Annotated in this window: 14 protein-coding genes; 7 read left to right on the top strand and 7 right to left on the bottom strand. The window is 57.3% G+C overall.

Features of this window, described 5'->3' with window-relative positions; all coding sequences use genetic code 11:
* Position 1: 1 nt before the first annotated feature.
* Positions 2 to 580, top strand: coding sequence for an alpha-ribazole phosphatase family protein (gene cobC, locus EU557_RS11890; RefSeq protein WP_135530675.1), 579 nt, complete (start codon positions 2 to 4; stop codon positions 578 to 580).
* Between the two features lie 164 nt (positions 581 to 744).
* On the opposite strand, the gene fahA is transcribed toward cobC, so the two are convergent.
* From fahA to EU557_RS11850, 7 genes are all read right to left on the bottom strand, one after another.
* On the bottom strand, positions 745 to 2028 hold the full coding sequence (gene fahA, locus EU557_RS11885) for a fumarylacetoacetase (protein WP_135530674.1): 1284 nt from the start codon (positions 2026 to 2028) through the stop codon (positions 745 to 747).
* 543 nt (positions 2029 to 2571) lie between these two features.
* On the bottom strand, positions 2572 to 2907 hold the full coding sequence (locus EU557_RS11875) for a NifU family protein (RefSeq protein WP_135436665.1): 336 nt from the start codon (positions 2905 to 2907) through the stop codon (positions 2572 to 2574).
* Positions 2908 to 3129: 222 nt separating this feature from the next.
* Positions 3130 to 4233 (bottom strand): Mrp/NBP35 family ATP-binding protein, encoded by a 1104-nt coding sequence (locus tag EU557_RS11870; protein ID WP_135530672.1) that lies wholly within the window; start codon positions 4231 to 4233, stop codon positions 3130 to 3132.
* A gap of 485 nt (positions 4234 to 4718) precedes the next feature.
* Positions 4719 to 5417 carry a LytR/AlgR family response regulator transcription factor gene (locus EU557_RS11865; protein ID WP_167855179.1) on the bottom strand — a complete coding sequence of 233 codons (699 nt, stop codon included), beginning with the start codon at positions 5415 to 5417 and terminating at the stop codon, positions 4719 to 4721.
* Between the two features lie 218 nt (positions 5418 to 5635).
* Entirely contained in the window at positions 5636 to 6802 is a 1167-nt protein-coding gene (locus EU557_RS11860; protein WP_167855178.1) for a sensor histidine kinase, read from the bottom strand.
* Positions 6803 to 6825: 23 nt separating this feature from the next.
* Complete coding sequence (locus tag EU557_RS11855; protein WP_135530669.1) at positions 6826 to 7110, bottom strand: hypothetical protein; 285 nt, start codon at positions 7108 to 7110, stop codon at positions 6826 to 6828.
* A gap of 35 nt (positions 7111 to 7145) precedes the next feature.
* Complete coding sequence (locus EU557_RS11850; RefSeq protein WP_135530668.1) at positions 7146 to 8249, bottom strand: sensor histidine kinase; 1104 nt, start codon at positions 8247 to 8249, stop codon at positions 7146 to 7148.
* A 127-nt stretch (positions 8250 to 8376) separates the two neighbouring features.
* Between EU557_RS11850 and EU557_RS11845 the strand changes: the two genes are divergently transcribed.
* From EU557_RS11845 to proC, 6 genes are all read left to right on the top strand, one after another.
* The gene (locus EU557_RS11845) at positions 8377 to 9645 is read left to right on the top strand and encodes a hypothetical protein (RefSeq protein ID WP_135530667.1); all 1269 of its coding nucleotides are present in this window, start codon (positions 8377 to 8379) and stop codon (positions 9643 to 9645) included.
* Between the two features lie 321 nt (positions 9646 to 9966).
* Positions 9967 to 12042, top strand: a complete 2076-nt coding sequence (gene dnaG, locus EU557_RS11840; RefSeq protein ID WP_135530666.1) for a DNA primase — start codon at positions 9967 to 9969, stop codon at positions 12040 to 12042.
* Between the two features lie 112 nt (positions 12043 to 12154).
* Positions 12155 to 13225, top strand: a complete 1071-nt coding sequence (locus EU557_RS11835) for a potassium channel family protein (RefSeq protein ID WP_167855177.1) — start codon at positions 12155 to 12157, stop codon at positions 13223 to 13225.
* A gap of 356 nt (positions 13226 to 13581) precedes the next feature.
* Positions 13582 to 14802, top strand: coding sequence for a glycosyltransferase family 4 protein (locus tag EU557_RS11830; protein WP_135530664.1), 1221 nt, complete (start codon positions 13582 to 13584; stop codon positions 14800 to 14802).
* On the top strand, positions 14796 to 15992 hold the full coding sequence (locus tag EU557_RS11825; RefSeq protein WP_135530663.1) for a glycosyltransferase: 1197 nt from the start codon (positions 14796 to 14798) through the stop codon (positions 15990 to 15992). The genes EU557_RS11830 and EU557_RS11825 overlap by 7 nt, the downstream gene beginning before the upstream one ends.
* A gap of 234 nt (positions 15993 to 16226) precedes the next feature.
* Entirely contained in the window at positions 16227 to 17030 is an 804-nt protein-coding gene (proC, locus tag EU557_RS11820) for a pyrroline-5-carboxylate reductase (RefSeq protein WP_135531016.1), read from the top strand.
* Positions 17031 to 17084: the final 54 nt, after the last annotated feature.

Below are 17084 nucleotides of genomic sequence, written 5' to 3'. Positions count from 1 at the left end.
TATGGATATCTACCTGATCCGGCACACCAGAGTGGCCACTGCCGCCGGCATCTGCTACGGCCGCTCCGATGTGGAAGTGGCCGCCACCTACACCGAGGACGAGGCCGCCGTACGCGCCCGCCTGGCGCCGGTGCTTGCCGCCGGCCCTGTAGTGGCCTACGCCAGCCCGTTACGCCGCTGCCGCCAACTGGCGGAGGCTTTGGTGCCAGAGGGCCTGACGCTGGATGACCGCCTCATGGAATACAACTTTGGGCAGTGGGAGCTGCAGCCTTGGGACGTGCTACCTGCCACCGAGCTAGACCCTTGGATGGCTGACTTCGTGCGGGTGCCTGCCCCCGGCGGCGAGACCTTCCAGGGCCTGCAGGACCGCGCCACGGAGTTTCTAACGGAGGTCCTGGCCGCCGCTGAGCCGAATGCCACTCTCATTATCGTAAGCCATTCGGCCGTAATCCGCAGCCTGCTCTGCCACTGCCTCGGTTTGCCGCTAAGCAATGCTTTCCGGTTGGATATTGACTACGGCTCTATTACCAAGGTGCGCTATCGCCATGGGCAGTTCAACGTGGCCTACACGAACGCCTGACGTTTAACAACCCGGTGCTAGGCCTGTCTAGTTAGGAGCAGCACAGCCCTGGTAGCCGCTTGATGCGCAAAAGGGGTACTGGAGTAGATATAGAAAAACAACCAGCCCCTGCATGCATGAAGGGGCTGGTTGTTATCGGTTCAAAAGGGGCGTAAGAGAGTGGCCTAGAGGAAAGGAGCAGGCAGCACCTTGCCAGTTACCTCCCCAAAGCCAATGCGGAGGCCTTCCCGCTCGCAGTAGCCGCGCATGGTCACGGTGTCGCCGTCCTGCAAGAACTTGCGCTCAGAGCCGTCGGCCAGGGGCACAGGCCGGGTGCCGCGCCACGCCAGCTCCAGCATGGAGCCGAGGGAGTCGGGGCTAGTGCCTGAGATGGTGCCCGAGGCGTACAGGTCGCCCACCTGCAGGTTACAGCCGTTGGAGGCGTGGTGGGTGAGCTGCTGGGCCATGCTCCAGTACATGAGGCCGAAGTTGGAGCGGGAAACGGCGGTTTCTAGGCCACCCTCGGGCTGAATTCCTACCTCCAGGTTGATGTCGAAGTTGTGCTCGTCGAGCTGGCGCAGGTAGAGCAGGGGCTCGGGCTCCTGCACCGGGCCGGCTATCCGGAAGGGCTCCAACGCATCCAGTGTCACCACCCACGGCGACACGCTGCTGCCGAAGCTCTTGCCCAGGAAGGGGCCTAGCGGCACGTATTCCCAGCTCTGAATATCGCGGGCGCTCCAGTCGTTAAACAGCACCAGCCCAAAGATGTAGTCTTCCGCATTCTGCAACGGCACGGTGTCGCCTAGCTGGGTACCGCGGCCCACCACGAAGGCCATTTCGAGCTCAAAGTCAAGCTGCTGGCTGGGGCCGAAGGAGGGGGAGGTAGCATCGGGGGCCTTGCGCTGCCCGTTGGGGCGGCGGATATCGGTGCCGCTTACTACAATGCTGCTGGCTCGGCCGTGGTAGCCAATAGGAATGTGGCGCCAGTTAGGCAGCAGGGCGTTGGTCGGGTCGCGGAACATCATGCCCACGTTGGTGGCGTGCTCAATGCTGCTGTAAAAATCGGTGTAGTTCTGGGGCTTTACGGGGCGCAGCATCCGCACCTCGCTTTGGCGCACCAAGCACTCACGCATCACCTCATCGGAACGCAGGGCTGCGTTGTCGTGCCGCAGCAGCTCCGACACGCGCTGGCGCACAGCCCGCCATACTGGTCGGCCCAGCGCAATAAACTGGTTGAGGCTGCGCCGCCGGAATATCTTCGGCATCTTGGGGCCTAGGTCCAGGTCCTCAAAGAAACCGAACTGCGACACGGCGTACAGGTCCAGCACGTACTCGCCAATGGCTACGCCCAGGCGTGGCCCCCGCTCATCGGTTTCAAACACGCCAAACGGTAAGTTTTGAATGGGAAAATCACTTTCAGGAGCAATATCAATCCAGGAGCGGAGCGCAGGGTCGTTCGGGTTAGCCATATAGGAGAGGGTGGTGGAAGGAGCGGCAAAGGTAACGGGGGCGGCGGAATGAGGCCACTTTGCCGAATATTCACCTGAGGAGGCTATAGCACGATTTGCCCTCCGCATGTACCATGTGGGCAGTAGTTGTGGTAATACGCCTGGTAATGATTCTAATGCCGAAACGGACGCTATATTGAGACTTTATTGCTCCAAATTGTACCCATTATTACTTAGCTAAGCAATCGTGTTAGATGAGATTTAGACAACCCTTTTTACTGAGCTCCTTTTTGATTTCTCGTTCCCTAGTGGCTCTCGGGCAGAATCACCAACCGGGAGGAAATACTTCAGTCAATAATGGTATTGGTCTAGGCGGGGTAATAGCAGTTGCCTTATCGTGGTCTAGAAACAAATCTATACTCTGGGCAATCATTCATGGGCTATTGGGCTGGTTGTACGTTATCTATTACTACTTCACAAAAGACCAACACCCGGAGTAGGTAATAGAAAAGGCCGGCCTCTAAGTAGAGAAGCCGGCCTTTTTGCATAAAGAATACTCGGAAATTAAAACTGTGGCGTTGGCACAGGAGCAGGAGACACCGGGTGGCCGGTTTGGCCGGCGGGCTGCTCCGCCATGGGCGTGGAGTTGATGGCTTCTACGGCCCGGATTTCGGGCACGGCCTTTTTTACCGATTCCTCTACGCCGGCTTTGAGCGTCATCGGCGACATGGGGCAGGTGCCGCAGGCGCCCAAGAGCTCCAGCTGCAGGGTCATATCGTCGGTGATGTCCAGCACGCGCACATTGCCTCCGTCGGCAGCCAGGTACGGCCGGATGGTGTCCAGGGCCTGCTCAATACGGGGCAGGAGCGGATGATTTTCTACGGCGGCGGAATGAGTCATGAATTGTGGAGTTTTGCTGAGTAACGTGATTTCGCCGCATTCGGATGAAGTTTGGCGGGCCATCAGCAGGTGGGTAGGGCAAAGATAGGGCTTTTGCTTCTCAGCAAATCAACCTTTCAACTTGCCCAGAAGTTCGCATAGCGTTAGAAGTGAATCAGGCGAGGCCGCTGACGGATTGTTACTTGGGCACAACCTGTCAGCGGAAGAGAAGAATCGGACCAATTACCGATTCATCTGGACAACATTCGTTTTGGGCGCCATTGCATTCCGGATGGAAACCTGGCGGGCTAAGTCCTCGGCCAACTGCTCAAACACGGCTGCGGCGGGTGTGCCGGTCTGCAGGATAGCGGGCGTGCCCTGGTCGCCGTTCTCGCGAATGCCCTGCACCAGCGGGATGTGGCCTAGCAGCGGCACCTCGTGCTTATCAGCCAGTTGCTGACCGCCGCCTTCCCCGAAGATGAAGTACTTGTTTTCGGGCAGCTCGGCGGGCGTAAACCAAGCCATATTCTCCACAATACCCAGCACCGGCACATTGATCTGGGGCAGGCGGAACATCTGCAGGCCTTTCTCGGCATCGGCCAGGGCCACTTTCTGCGGTGTAGTCACGATGAGCGAGCCGGTAACGGGCACCGTCTGCACCATGGTCAGGTGAATATCGGAAGTTCCGGGAGGCATGTCGAGGAGCAGGTAGTCCAGCTCGCCCCAGTCTACCTCCGTGATAAACTGCTTCAGGGCCGATGATGCCATGGGGCCGCGCCACACAATAGCCGACTCGGCCGGGGCCAGGAAGCCAATGCTCATCAGCTTCACGCCGTGCGCCTCTACCGGCTGGATGAGGTTGCGGCCCTCAGGCGTCTGGTACACGTGCGGGCGGGCTGATTCTACGCCAAACATCAAGGGCATGCTGGGGCCGGAAATATCGGCGTCAACCAGGCCTACCTTGGCGCCGGATTGGGCCAGGGCAATGGCCAAGTTAGCCGTGACGGTGCTCTTGCCCACGCCGCCCTTGCCCGAGGCAATGGCAATGATGTTTTTCACGCCGGGCAGCAGGTCGCGGTTTTCGCGCATGGTCGTCACGCGCGACGTCATCACAATCACTACCTCGGCATCTTTGTCAACCATCGTATGGATGGCCCGCTCGCAGGCATCGTGAATGAGCTGCTTGAGGGGGCAGGCTGGGGTAGTCAGCACCACGGTAAACGACACTCGGTTGCCTTCAATTGCCACGTCCTCAATCATATTGAGCGTCACGAGGTCTTTACCCAGGTCGGGCTCCTCCACGTAGCTCAAGGCCTTGAGGACGTCTTCTTTGGTGATAGTTGCCATTATAGTCAGTCGGGAAAGTGCAGATGCAAAGCGCAAAGATAACCCGGAAACGCGGGTAGAAGTTACCACTGGCCCTACAACTGCTTGCTGCGCCTTACCTCAGGGAGAGGGGGTGCGTTCCAGGAGTAGTTATCAATTAACACCAAGCTAAACTTCACTTAAGGTGTTAGCATAGGCGCTGGATCCATTGGGTTATAAGCTAAAAAGTAGAATAACAGTCCAGCAGTCAGGAAAACCAGTATAACAGCAAGAAGCAGCCCAGTAGATATAGCGCCCCATGTGGTCAATTGCCCCCGCCTCCGTAGCCGGGAAAACCACCACGCTGCGGCGACTATGTAAAGCACGAGCGGGGCTACTACATACACTGTAAAAGATAAGAAAAGGGAGTCCATAAACTCAAAGTATAGCTTGTTACTAGTGGAGTGTATTCCCCCTCTTAAGGTATTGCGCAGCACGTAGTTGAAGAGCCTGGGGTTAGGTCTATATTACAATCCAAACCGCGCCAGTAGTGCTTCTTTGTGTTGCTTGCCGATGGGCAGCTTCTCGCGTAGGTCGTAGAGTTCGGCTTCGTTGCCGCTGATGGCTTTGATGGCGTCCACCTTCACGATGTAGGACTTCTGGATGCGCGTGAACCGGTCGGCAGGAAGCTGGTTCTCGATGCGGTTCATGCGCAGGTACGTCACGATGACGCGGTTTTTGAGGATGATTTTAATGTAGTCCTTCATGCCCTCGATGTAGTAGATTTCATCGAAGAGCACGCGCTGTAAGGAGTTTCCTTCCTTCACGAACAGAAACTCCGGGGCCGGCGGGGCTGCCACAGCCGGGCGGGTGTTGAGGATGGTAAGAGCCTTGTTCACAGCCTTCAGGAAGCGCGGAAACGAGACGGGCTTCACGATGTAATCGAGGGCATCCAGCTCGAACCCTTCAATGGCATAGTTAGGGTAGGCCGTCACGAAAATCACGTAGGGCGGATTGTGCAGGGAGCGGATAAACTCAATGCCGTTGACCTGAGGCATGTTGATGTCGGAAAACACCAGATCCACTTTCTGCTGCTGCAGCACCTCCAAGGCGTCAAAGACATGCTCGCAGCTGGCCAACAGGTTCAGAGACGGGATTTTTGCAATGTAGCCTTCGAGCAGTTCGCGGGCGAACGGCTCATCATCGATAATCAAGCAGTTAATCATATAGGAAGGAGAAGCAGCAAGGTAATTACGCGTTACAGACTGACCTCGTGCTAGGGAGTTAATTGTTTGGGACGGGCAATAAGCCACAAGAACATCATGCTGAGCTGGTCGAAGCATCTCTACCGCTTCGTTGTAGTGGCCTAGGCCAGTAGATTAGTCAGAGGTAGGGATGCTTCGACCAGCTCAGCATGACGATCTTAGCTAACCATTCAGCCCCATCACTCTAGGCCAGTTAAGGAAGTAACTGAAGCGGATGCAGAAGTTCGCTTGCTCTTACGTACCGCAGGCCCGGTGTCATGTGATGGCGGGTGCAGGCGTAGGGTAAGCGTTACGCGGTACATATCAGCAGTGGAGTCAATGTGCAGTTGGTATTCCTGAGCGGGGTAATGCAGAGCCAGGCGCTTGCGTACGTTCGCGATGCCTACACCGCCAAACGCGCTTTTCGGGGAAGCTGGTGCCTGACTATTGCTCACTTCAAACTCTAGCCAGCCCTCATGCTCAGCCAGGGTTACCGCCACCCAGGAAGCCTCCAGGCTGCTATCGACGCCGTGCTTGAAGGCATTTTCCACGAAGGGAAAAAATAGCAAGGGCGTGAGCTGGTAATGCGCGGGCAGGACTGGGGCTTTCTGGTACGTGATGCTGACTTTCTGCCCGTAGCGCAGGCGCTCCAGCTCCAGGTACGACTCTAAAAAGCTCACCTCCTGGCCTAGGGGCACCAGCGCCGCATCCGACTCATACACGGTATAGTGCATGAGGTGGGAGAGGTGCTCTACCATATCGGGCGCCCGCTCATCCTGCTTCACCACCATGGTGTAGATGTTGTTGAGGGTGTTGAACAGGAAGTGCGGATTGACTTGGGCCTTCAGGAAGTTGACTTCCAGACTGAGGTTTTCCCGTTGCAGGCGCAGGCTCTGGTTGCCGCTGCTGAGCAGAAAACGGATGAAGCGTAGCAGAATGGGCGGAATTACCGTAACGGAAAAATCATTCAGGCCCATGCTCACGCTGCGCCACGAGAAGATGCCCTCCCATATGCTGCCATCCAGAAAGCGGTGCATGTAGGCATAAGCATTCTTGGAGACCAGGCCGTAGTGGTCGAATACTGAAAAGCATAAGTAGCACAGCGTAGCCCAGAAGTAGTAGATAGCCACGATGCCCAAGGTCGTGAGCAGCCAGCGCCGTTGCAGCAAAAAGCGCGGCAGCAGCACCAGGGAAAAGAAGTAGTAGCTGCAGATAGTGGCAATAGTATCCTTCAGCACAAAGCCCCAGGTGACAATGGGTTTTTCCTGCCAGTTGCTGAACACGAAGTACTCGAAGCCAACAAACAAGGCCCACCAGAACAGGTGCTGAAGCACGCTGCCTAGTGGCCTAGAGAGCAAATGTCTCATACGGGCGCCCAACTCTGTCATGGCTATTTGGGTGAATTGCGAGAGTCAGAGCCGGTGCGTTTCCGGAACGCCAGTACCCCAATACCAATGGCGGGCAGGATGATGACGAGAAGAATAAAGGCGGGGTGAGAGATACCAGTAGAATAGCCAAACAGCACAACCAACCCGAGCAGGATAATGCCCATTCTGCGCTTGTTCTGGCGGTTGCGGTACACCAGCCAGGGTACCAGGCCTAGGGCCACCACGCTGGCCACCCGCAGAAAAGTCTGAAACAGGCCTAGTGGCGCCTCCCCAGATAGCAGGAGCACAGATAGGAGATGAAAAAGCGGAGTGAAGAGAAGCATCAGAGACGGAGATGAAGCTGAACCTGAACCAGCCGGTCAGTTTCCGTGAGGTGTACGGTGTGTAGGCCAGGGTATTGCAGCGCCAGGCGGCGCAGGGCGGCCCCAATTGCGGCATCGGAACGGTAGGTAAGCGGCAGGGGCACCTCTGAGGTGCGCTCCAGATTCAGGGTCACGGCATCGGGGCTCACCACTACTTCGCTGCGGATGTTGGCCACGGCGTTCGGGGCGGCGTCAAGGCTGGCAAAGAGTCGCTCCAGAAACGGGTGTAGCAGCAACGGAGCTAGGGTCTGCTTCAGCACTGGGCCCGCAACGGTGTGCACGATGCCGACGGTTTCGGGGTGGCGCAGGCGTTCTAAGGCCAGGTAGTCTTCCAAAAATTCCAGTTCCCGGCTTAGGGGCACGCGCTCAGTGTCCGTTTCGTAGAGGGTGTAGCGCATGAGGTCGGCTAGGTGCAGCACCACGTCGCCGGCTCGTTCGTCGCGGGTGCGGGTCATGGTGTGGAGGCTGCCGAGGGTGTTGAACAGAAACTGCGGGTTGATCTGCGACTTCAGGTACCCCAGCTCCAGGTGCAGGTGGTCGCGCTCCAGGGCCAGACGGCGGCGGTCAATTACCAGTGCGTAGGCCAGGAAGCTGATGAGCACCGGAAACAGCACGATGGCCAGCATCCCAAAAAACGTATTGATTTGCTCTGCGGGGCTGAGCAAGCCTTGCCAAAACCCCGCCACGTAGAACTGCTGCAGAACACGGTGCATGACGGGGGAAAGTGGCAGGTAGGTTTGAGCGAGACGGGAGCCCACGTACATCCAGAGCTCAAAGGCATATAGCACCGCTACGCCCGCCGCCAGGGCCTGCCAGGTGCGCCCCTGGAGCAGCCAGCGCGGGATGATGAGGTACACTAAGGCGTTGAAAAGCAGCACAGAAAAGCCCATCTGTAGCACCACCAAAGGCCACACGGGTCCCTCAAAAGAGAAGTTGGGGCGGTTGTTCCAGGCGAAGTAAAATACGCCCAGCACCACCCACAGCAAGAGCTGCAGCAGTATAGTGGTGGTGCGGGAGCCTAGGTTTTTCCAGCCAAAGTCAGCTGACGGCGCGGTTTCGGGCATACGTAATGGCAGATCAACTCCTGCTTTGGTGGTGTGGGGCTGCGCTTTGGTCGAATAAACTTCCAGTCCCTAAAGCTCTGCAATTTCTTCGTGTCAGATCTTCTTCACGCCCAAAAAGAACTGCCCGATGAAACTGTCCTTCCGCTCCGCCACTACTGCTCCTACTGCCACCTTCAGCCGGTTGCGCCAGCTACTGCTCACGGCGCTGGCCGTTGGCATGCTTGTCCACCAAGCCCAGGCCCAGGATAGCACCCTGACGCGCCTGGTGCATAAGTACCAGTATGGCCTCACCCAAACCAATGGGCAGTTCTCGGGTACTGGCTGGGAGAAGCTGCAGCAGGATATCCGGCAAAGCCAGCTAGTGCTGGTGGGCGAAGACCATGGCATGGCCCAGATTCCGGTGTTTACTACGGCCGTAGCGCAGGTACTGAAGCCCGCAGTATACGTTGCCGAAATCGACAAGTACCAGGCCCAGAAAGTGAATCAGTTGGCCGCCCAGCCGGGCTTGCCCACCGCCTTCGAGCGGCAACACCCCATGGGCTTGTCCTTCTATAGCTGGGCCGAGGAGTTTGAGCTGGCCCGCTACCTCAGAACGCAAAAAGTGCCCGTTATGGGGATTGACCAGGTGAGCCTGGTCTCTACGGGTACCTTCTTTGCTGACTTAGCCGGTAAGGTGAAAAACAAGAGCGCCAAGGCCTACCTCGCAAACCAAGCCACGGCATATCAAGCCCAAGACCGCCTGGCTATGGTGCAGGGCACCAACACCTACAGCATCTACCAGCGCCCTTCGGCCCTCGACAGCCTGCAGGCCCTTGTGAGTAAAGAAAGCCCCGAAGTGCAGCAAATGGTGCGCGACTTCCGGGCCAGCAGTGAAATCTATCAACTTAATGCCACGAGCGGCCTGAAAAGCCACCAAACGCGCATCAACCTAATGAAACGCAACCTCTTACAGGGACTAGAGGCCTACCAGAAGCCCGGCCAGCCTCTGCCTAAAATGCTTTTTAAGTTTGGGGGCATCCACGTTTCGCGGGGGGTGAGCTTACTGGGTGGAGTGTATGATATGGGCAATATGGCGCTGAACCTGGCCGACGTGCACGACCAAAAATCCTTGCACATCTTCATCATCGGCAAGCAGGGGACGAAAGTGGGAGGCTTCAATCCCGATGATTTCAGCAAGAATATCAAGCAGTACACTAACAACGACGAGGCGGCGCTGCAGCCTTTCATGGCTCAAACCGCACCGGGTACCGCCTGGCAAGTGTTCGACCTGCGTCCTCTGCGCCGGGCACTGATCAACGATAAGCTGAAGGTGAGCAGCCAGGAGCTAGCCACGGTACTGCTCGGCTACGATTACGTAATCATCATCCCCAAAACCACCGCCAGCCATAATTACTAGTCATATTGGGGGCAGGCAATGTAGACGCTATTCCAACACGTCATCCTGAGCTTGCGAGTGATCTTGCCACGCGTGAACAACTGGCCTAGCACAATTACTCCAGCCTGTCATGTGGAGCTGATTGAGGTATCTCGCGCACTATCTGGTTGTGATTGCAACGTCAGCCCGCGAGATGTCTTGACCAGCTCGACATGATGTGTTGTTATAGTCTTGATGCCAGGGCTGCTACTGGCCTAGAGGATAACCCTAGGCCAGTATCCCTGCCGACTTTCATTTTAGTACCGGGAAGTCAGGTGCACTTCTGCCTACCTTTGTGGCTGTATGGCTCGCATCCCGAAGGAAACCGTTGATCAGATTATTCACCACGCCGATATTGTGGAGGTGGTGGGCGACTTTGTTTCGCTGAAGCGCAAAGGCCAGAACATGTGGGCCTGCTGCCCCTTTCACCATGAGAAGTCGCCGAGTTTCTCGGTGGCGCCGGCCAAGGGCCTATACAAGTGCTTTGGGTGTGGCAAGGCTGGTGGGGTGGTGCAGTTCATCATGGATATTGAGGGCACCAGCTACGTGGAGGCCCTGAAGTACCTCGCCAAAAAATACGGTATCGACGTTGAGGAGGAGGAAAAGACCCCTGAGCAGCAGCTGGCGCAGAACGAGAAGGACTCGCAGTTCATCGTTTCCAACTGGGCCAAGGACCACTATCACAACCTGCTGCTCAACACCGATGAGGGCCAGAGTATTGGCCTGAGCTACCTGCGCCAACGTGGCCTGAACCAGACTACCATCAAGACCTTTGAGCTGGGCTACTCCCTCGATCAGTGGGACGACCTGATGAAGACGGCCGATAAGTTGGGCTACGAGCGTAAGTACCTGGAGAAAACAGGCCTCATCATCACCCGCGAAGACGAGCAGGGCAAGGACACCGGCCGGCGCTACGACCGTTTCCGGGGCCGGGTGATGTTCCCAATCCACAACGTGTCGGGCCGCGTCATCGGATTTGGCGCGCGCACACTCAAGCCCAACGATAAAACCGCCAAGTACTTAAACTCGCCCGAGTCGGAGATTTACCACAAGTCGGATGTGCTGTACGGGCTCTACCAGGCCCGCCAAGCCATCCGGACCGAGGAGCTGTGCTACCTGGTAGAAGGCTACCTCGATGTGCTGAGCCTGCACCAGGGCGACATCAAAAACGTGGTGGCCTCGTCGGGGACTTCGCTCACCGATGGGCAGATCCGCCTCATTAAGCGCTACACCGATAACGTAACGGTACTATACGACGGCGACGCGGCCGGTATTCGGGCCTCATTGCGCGGGATTGATATGCTGCTGGAAGGCGGCCTGAACGTGCGCGTGGTGCTGTTCCCCGACGGCGACGACCCCGATAGCTACATCCGGAAAGTAGGGGACCAGCGTTTCAAGGATCACCTGGAAAACGCCAGCCAGGACTTCATTCAGTTCAAGACCGACCTAGTAGCTCGCGAAGCTGCCCAGGACCCGGTGAAGAAGGCCGAGGCCATCCGCGACGTACTGCAGAGCATCGGCAAAGTGCCCGACCCCATCAAGCGGCAAGTGTTCCTGCAGCAGACCTCGCAGGCCTTCAGCATTGATGAGCAGGTGCTGATTACGGAGTACAACAAGCTGGTACGCAATGCCACGGGTAAAGCCGCCGGCGGTACCAACAGTGGCGGCAGTGGCCTAGGCGGCGCACAAACCAGCGGCGCGGCCCCAGCCAGTGGCGCTGCTCCGCGGCCGGCTCCTAGGCCTATGAGCCCCGAGGAAGAGGCCGAAGCGCTGATGTACGGTGCCTCACCCGAGGACTTGGCAGGAGGTGGCGACACCCTCATGGCTCCCAAGGAAGACCTGGAGCCCGTGCCCGACGTGCAGGAAAGCTGCGAGCGGGAAGTGGTGCGCCTGTTGCTGCTCTACTCGCCCCAGCCGCTGGCCCCGGAGGTAAGCGTGGCCCAATACCTGCTGCAGCAGCTTGATGATACGCCCTTCAAAACTGGCATCTACGGCGACTTGCTGCACCTCTGCCGCGAGGAGCTGGAACAGGGGCGCTGGCCCGAGGTGCGCACCCTTATTCAGCACGGCCGCAGCGATATTCGGGCGCTGGTGGCGGAGTTGGCTACTGAAAAGTACGAGCTTAGCCCCAACTGGACTACCCACCAGATTTATGTGCCTCGCGAGCTGGATCAGCTACAGATTGCCTGTGACAATGCTATTCTGCGCCTCAACAAGGTAAACGTAGAGCGGGAGTTGGCCATACGCCTCGAAGCCCTCCGCCACCCCCTCGACGACGACGCCATGATGGAGCACCTGCAGACTATCCGGCTGCTAAAACAGATGGATAACCAGTTGGCGGGCATGTTGGGCACTGTGATTCCGCGCAGCGCCCAATAGGCCTAGCGGAGCGTCCACTTGTGCTAGGCCACTCCCAGCCGATGACGTCCTCTGAAAGTTGGTGCTTACCTTGACCGAAGTCTGAATGCCTGCGTTTGCAGGTCCGATTTTTATGCCTGAACCGCATTCTATTCCGCCTGGGGCGTTGCGCTACGTGCGCGACATCTGGCGTCGTTTCAACCTTAGTCGCTTTGTGGGCGCGCTGGTACTAACGGCGTGTAGCTTTGCCGTGGGTATTGGGGGCTTCATGTGGATTGAGAAGTTTTCCTTCGTGGATGCCTTCTACATGACCATGATAACCGTTTCGACGGTGGGCTTCGGGGAATTGCACCCCATGTCGCCGGCCGGGCGGTTGTTCGTGTCTTTCTATATTTTCTTTAACCTCTTGATGCTGGCCTACCTGTTGTCGGTGCTCACCACCTACATCTTCGACGGGGGCCTCCGCAACATGTTCGCTATGCTCAAAAACGACCAGCAAATCCGCAGTCTGGAAAACCATGTAATTGTGTGTGGCTTCGGGCGCAATGGCCGTAAAGCCTACCATGAGCTGCGCACCAGCGGCGCCGAGGTAGTGGTGGTAGAGCAGAACGAGGGATTGTTGAAAGATGCTGGCGACGACGAAGGCCAAACCATTGCCGCCGTCATCGGTGATGCTACCCTCGACGACACCATGCGGGCCGCTGGTATCACGCGAGCTCGGGCCCTAATTACTGCCCTACCCAAAGACGCCGACAACGTATTTGTGGCCCTGACGGCTCGCGAGCTAAACCCCAACATTGTCATCATTGCGCGAGCCAGCCTGAAAAGCAGCGAAACCAAGCTCCTGCGCGCCGGCGCCGACTCCGTGGTAATGCCCGATGAGATTGGCGGCTCCCACATGGCTAACCTGGTTATGCGGCCCGAGGTAATCCGGTTTCTGGACATGATTAGTGGCCTAGGCCCCAATAAGCTGCGCCTGGAGGAGTTGAGCACCAGCGAACTACGGGCGGAGCTGCAAGGCCTCAGCATCCGCGACCTGAACATTCGCTCTCGCACCGGCGCTACCGTTATTGGCCTAAAGCGCTTCGATGGTGAATTGGTAGTTAGCCCCTCCGCCGATATGATTCCGGGCCCCAGCGACGTGTTTCTCTTCTTGGGTACCGACGAGCAGATTACCACTCTGCTAAACCAGTTCCGGAAGTAGGCCTAGTGGAAGAACAGTAACTGGTTGGTACGTCCGGAGTGCTGACGTAGGCATGATGTTGAGACGCGTCACTTGGCTTTATTGACCTTCAGTTAGCGTTTTCGCCTTTAATGACTTGCCTACAGGAGCTATCTAAACGACCTCAGCAACGAGGAGCCGCCAAGTGTGCCGTCGCAACAGGGTTCTAGGCCAGTCTCTGGCCAGCCGGCCAATGATTACAGGACGTTCAAAGCTGATGCATACAGAAATAAGCGGCTGGAGCGTTAGGCTTTACGCTCTACCTGCGCCAGGGAACTACTGCATGTCAGTTGCTCCTGCGTAGCTTTACGCACTTTCAGCCCCGTATATCCGCTTCCGTGCACATCCTGCAGCTCTGTCCGCGCGTTCCGTATCCGCCCACCGATGGAGGTGCCATTGCCATGTATGATGTTACGGCTGGCCTGGCCCGGGCGGGGCACCGCGTTACGGTGCTGGCCCTCAATACGCCCAAACACTACCAGCCCGCCGATGTGCTCGACCACCTGGGCTCTAACGTGCGGCTGGTGCCGGTAGAGGTAGACACGCGCCTCTCACCGGTAAACGCATTACGTAATCTGCTTTTTAGCAAGCTTCCCTATAACATTGAGCGCTTCGTAAGCCCCGAGGTGGAGGCCAAGCTACAAGAGCTCCTGAGCACCGAGCAGTTTGATGCTGCTCAGATTGAAGGAAGCCTAGCTGCGTGGTACATCGAAACGCTCAAGCGCCTGGCCCCGGATCTGCCGGTGATATTTCGGGCCCATAACGTAGAGTACACCATTTGGCAGATGCTGGCTGAGCGGGAACAGAATGTGCTCAAGCGCTTCTACCTGCGCCACTTGGCTCAGCGCTTGCGTCGCTTTGAGGAGCACGTATTCCCGCAGTTTGATGCTGTAGCGGCCATTACGGAGCCCGATCAGCGCCGCTTGCGTGCCATGGGCTGCCAGGAGCCCGTGGTATTTGTGCCAGCGGGCGTTGACATGGCCCGTTTCCAGCCCAACCCAGGCATTAAGCCGAAGCCGCGCACGCTCTTTATGATTGGCTCCCTTGATTGGCTGCCCAACCAAGAGGGCCTCGACTGGTTGCTGGCTCACGTGTGGCCTACGGTGTCAAAACTCTACCCAGAGTTGGAGCTGCACATTGCCGGCAAGGAAATGCCCCTGCGTTTCCAGCAACTGAAAGTACCTGGCATTGTGGTGCATGGGTTCGTGGAATCGGCAGCGGCATTTATGCAGCAGTACGATGTAATGTTGGTTCCTTTGCTAAGCGGCGGCGGTATGCGCATCAAGATTATTGAGGGCATGGCCCTGGGCAAGTGCATCATTAGCACTCACCTCGGCTCCGAAGGCATTCACGTGCGCGACGGCTTTGATATTGTGCTGCGCGATGAGCCCGCCGCCTGGGTAGAAGCTATTGGCCGTTACTACCGCGGCGAGCTAGGCCACTATGCTATCGGTCAGGAAGCGGCCCACACCATTGCCCGCCTCTACGACAACCAGCGGGTGGTGGAAAGCTTCCAAAATCTGTACACCATTTTACTCCCTGAACGCGCCGGATGCTAGGGGTGGTGGCTGCTTTCGTGTTGTGGGGTAGCCTGTTGCTGGTAGCGCATACCTATGTGCTGTTCCCGCTGCTGCTGAGCCGCCTGGCCCGTTCGCGCCGCCAGAACCAGCAGGTGTACGCCCCCAATGCCCCCGATTTGCCCGCCGTGGACATTCTGCTGGCCGTGTATAACGAGGAGCTGGTTATTGAAGAGAAAATCCGCAGCACTTTCACAACCACCTATCCGCTCAATAAGCTTACCTTCTACATCGGTTCCGATAACTCCCAGGATGGCACCAACGCCTTGGTGCAGCGGCTAGCTCAGGAATACCCTGGCCTACAGTTTCGGCCGTTTCGGCAGCGCACCGGTAAGCCCGGCGTAATTGAGGCCCTCGGCCAGGAAGCCTCGGCCCCCATATTGTTGCTAACCGACGCCAACGTTTTTTTTGCGCCTGATACCATTTATCAGCTCGTTAAGCACTTCCGCAACCCAGCAGTAGGCCAGGTAGGGGGCAATATCATCAACCCTGAGCATCGGCGCGAGGGAATATCGGGCCAAGAAAAGGCCTATCTGGAACGCGAAAATCTGATCAAGTTTCAGGAAGGCGTGGTGTGGGGAGCCATGATTGGAGCCTTCGGGGGCTGCTTTGCCGTGCGCCGTACCTGCTACCACCCAGCCCCAGCGTCGTTCCTGGTTGATGACTTCTTCATTTCCATGGCGGTGCTGCAGGACGGCTACCACGCTATCAACGAGCTCGATGCTGTATGCTACGAGGACGTATCCGACCGGCTACCAGAGGAGTTCCGGCGCAAGGCACGTATCTCAACCGGCAACTTTCAGAACTTGTTAGCTTTCCGTCGGCTGCTATGGCAACCATGGAGGGGGGTAAGCTTCGCATTCTGGTCGCACAAGGTATTGCGCTGGCTTACGCCCCTGCTGCTGGTGTTGATGTTGCTAGCCAATGTGGTGCTGGTAGGAATGGGAGCGGGGTGGTTGTACCAACTGATGCTACTAGGCCAGGTTGGCTTGCCTTTGCTGATATTACTCGACTCGGTGTTGCGCCGTAGGGGCACCCATTCACGGTTGCTGCGCTTCATTACTCATTTCTACAGCATGAACGCCGCCTTATTCGTTGGGCTGTGGCGCTTCCTGCGGGGGGTGCGTACCACCGTGTGGGAGCCAACCCAACGGTTTCAGCAAAGCAAGTAAGAGCACTCGTTTACTTAAGCGTGAGCTCCGTGGCACTTGTCCGTGATGTCGAGCTGGTCGAGACATCGTGCTTTAACCCTTGGCTAACATCGCACCATCCATAAGCAAGATGTCCGGATATGCTCGGTGTAATGTTCCTAGTTTTTCCGGTAGCAGTTAAGTAAGTGCGTTATATTCAACAGGTTTTTGGCTAGGCCTATTGTTTGCCCTAGTACCTTGGCACTCATGGAAAACATACGCATTGCTATTCTGGGCTGCGGCAACATGGGCCTTGCCTTCGCCAAAGCTTTCCTTCAATACAACCTCATCCGCCGCGAAGACCTCCTCCTGATTGGTAAGGACGACGCCCAGTGCCAACGCCTGCACCAGGCGCAAGCCGATGTGCCCGTAGGCCTACTGACTGAAGAAATCGGTGCCTACGATATTGTGCTGGTGGCCGTAAAGCCCCAGGATTTTGGTAAAGCTGCCCTGGGCCTTCGTGCCGTACTGCGGCCGGAGCAAGCGGTATTGTCCATTATGGGCGGCATACCCATTGCGCGCTTGCAGCGGGAGCTAAATCACCGGCAAGTGCTGCGGGCCATGCCTAATACGCCCGTGCTGCTGGGTATGGGCATTACTGGATTTACGGCCGCTCCGGAGGTAGAACGCACTCTCATGCACCGCATTGAGAACCTTCTCAACGCCACAGGCCGCTCTATCTTCCTGGAAGATGAAAGTATGCTCGACGCCGTAACGGCCGTGAGTGGAAGCGGGCCAGCCTACTTTTACTACATCGTGCAGGCCATGATGCGAGCCGGGCAGGAATTGGGCTTCTCTGAGTCAGTGGCCGGCCTGCTGGTGAAGCAAACGATGATTGGGGCCTTCCACCTGCTCAACAACTCCGACCAAAGCCTCGACCAGCTTATTGCTACCGTAGCCTCCAAGGGTGGTACTACCGAGGCCGCCTTGCGGGAATTCCGGGCTGGGGGCCTGCAAGACACGCTCGTTTCCGGCATTAAAGCCGCTCAACAGCGCGCCACCGAACTGGCGAAAGAGTAGAAAAGTAAACTGGTAGAGTGAAAAAATAAATAGTAACCTCGGCCTGAACGTCAT

The sequence above is a fragment of the Hymenobacter wooponensis genome, assembly GCF_004745865.1.
Taxonomy (GTDB): domain Bacteria; phylum Bacteroidota; class Bacteroidia; order Cytophagales; family Hymenobacteraceae; genus Hymenobacter; species Hymenobacter wooponensis.
This window is presented reverse-complemented; position numbering and strand designations above follow the sequence as displayed.

Coding starts and splice junctions, on each gene's coding strand:
- cobC (WP_135530675.1), top strand. CDS start 2: ATGGATATCTACCTGATCCGGCACACCAGAGTGGCCACTGCCGCCGGC.
- fahA (WP_135530674.1), bottom strand. CDS start 2,028: ATGGCTAACCCGAACGACCCTGCGCTCCGCTCCTGGATTGATATTGCT.
- EU557_RS11875 (WP_135436665.1), bottom strand. CDS start 2,907: ATGACTCATTCCGCCGCCGTAGAAAATCATCCGCTCCTGCCCCGTATT.
- EU557_RS11870 (WP_135530672.1), bottom strand. CDS start 4,233: ATGGCAACTATCACCAAAGAAGACGTCCTCAAGGCCTTGAGCTACGTG.
- EU557_RS11865 (WP_167855179.1), bottom strand. CDS start 5,417: ATGATTAACTGCTTGATTATCGATGATGAGCCGTTCGCCCGCGAACTG.
- EU557_RS11860 (WP_167855178.1), bottom strand. CDS start 6,802: ATGAGACATTTGCTCTCTAGGCCACTAGGCAGCGTGCTTCAGCACCTG.
- EU557_RS11850 (WP_135530668.1), bottom strand. CDS start 8,249: ATGCCCGAAACCGCGCCGTCAGCTGACTTTGGCTGGAAAAACCTAGGC.
- EU557_RS11845 (WP_135530667.1), top strand. CDS start 8,377: ATGAAACTGTCCTTCCGCTCCGCCACTACTGCTCCTACTGCCACCTTC.
- dnaG (WP_135530666.1), top strand. CDS start 9,967: ATGGCTCGCATCCCGAAGGAAACCGTTGATCAGATTATTCACCACGCC.
- EU557_RS11835 (WP_167855177.1), top strand. CDS start 12,155: ATGCCTGAACCGCATTCTATTCCGCCTGGGGCGTTGCGCTACGTGCGC.
- EU557_RS11825 (WP_135530663.1), top strand. CDS start 14,796: ATGCTAGGGGTGGTGGCTGCTTTCGTGTTGTGGGGTAGCCTGTTGCTG.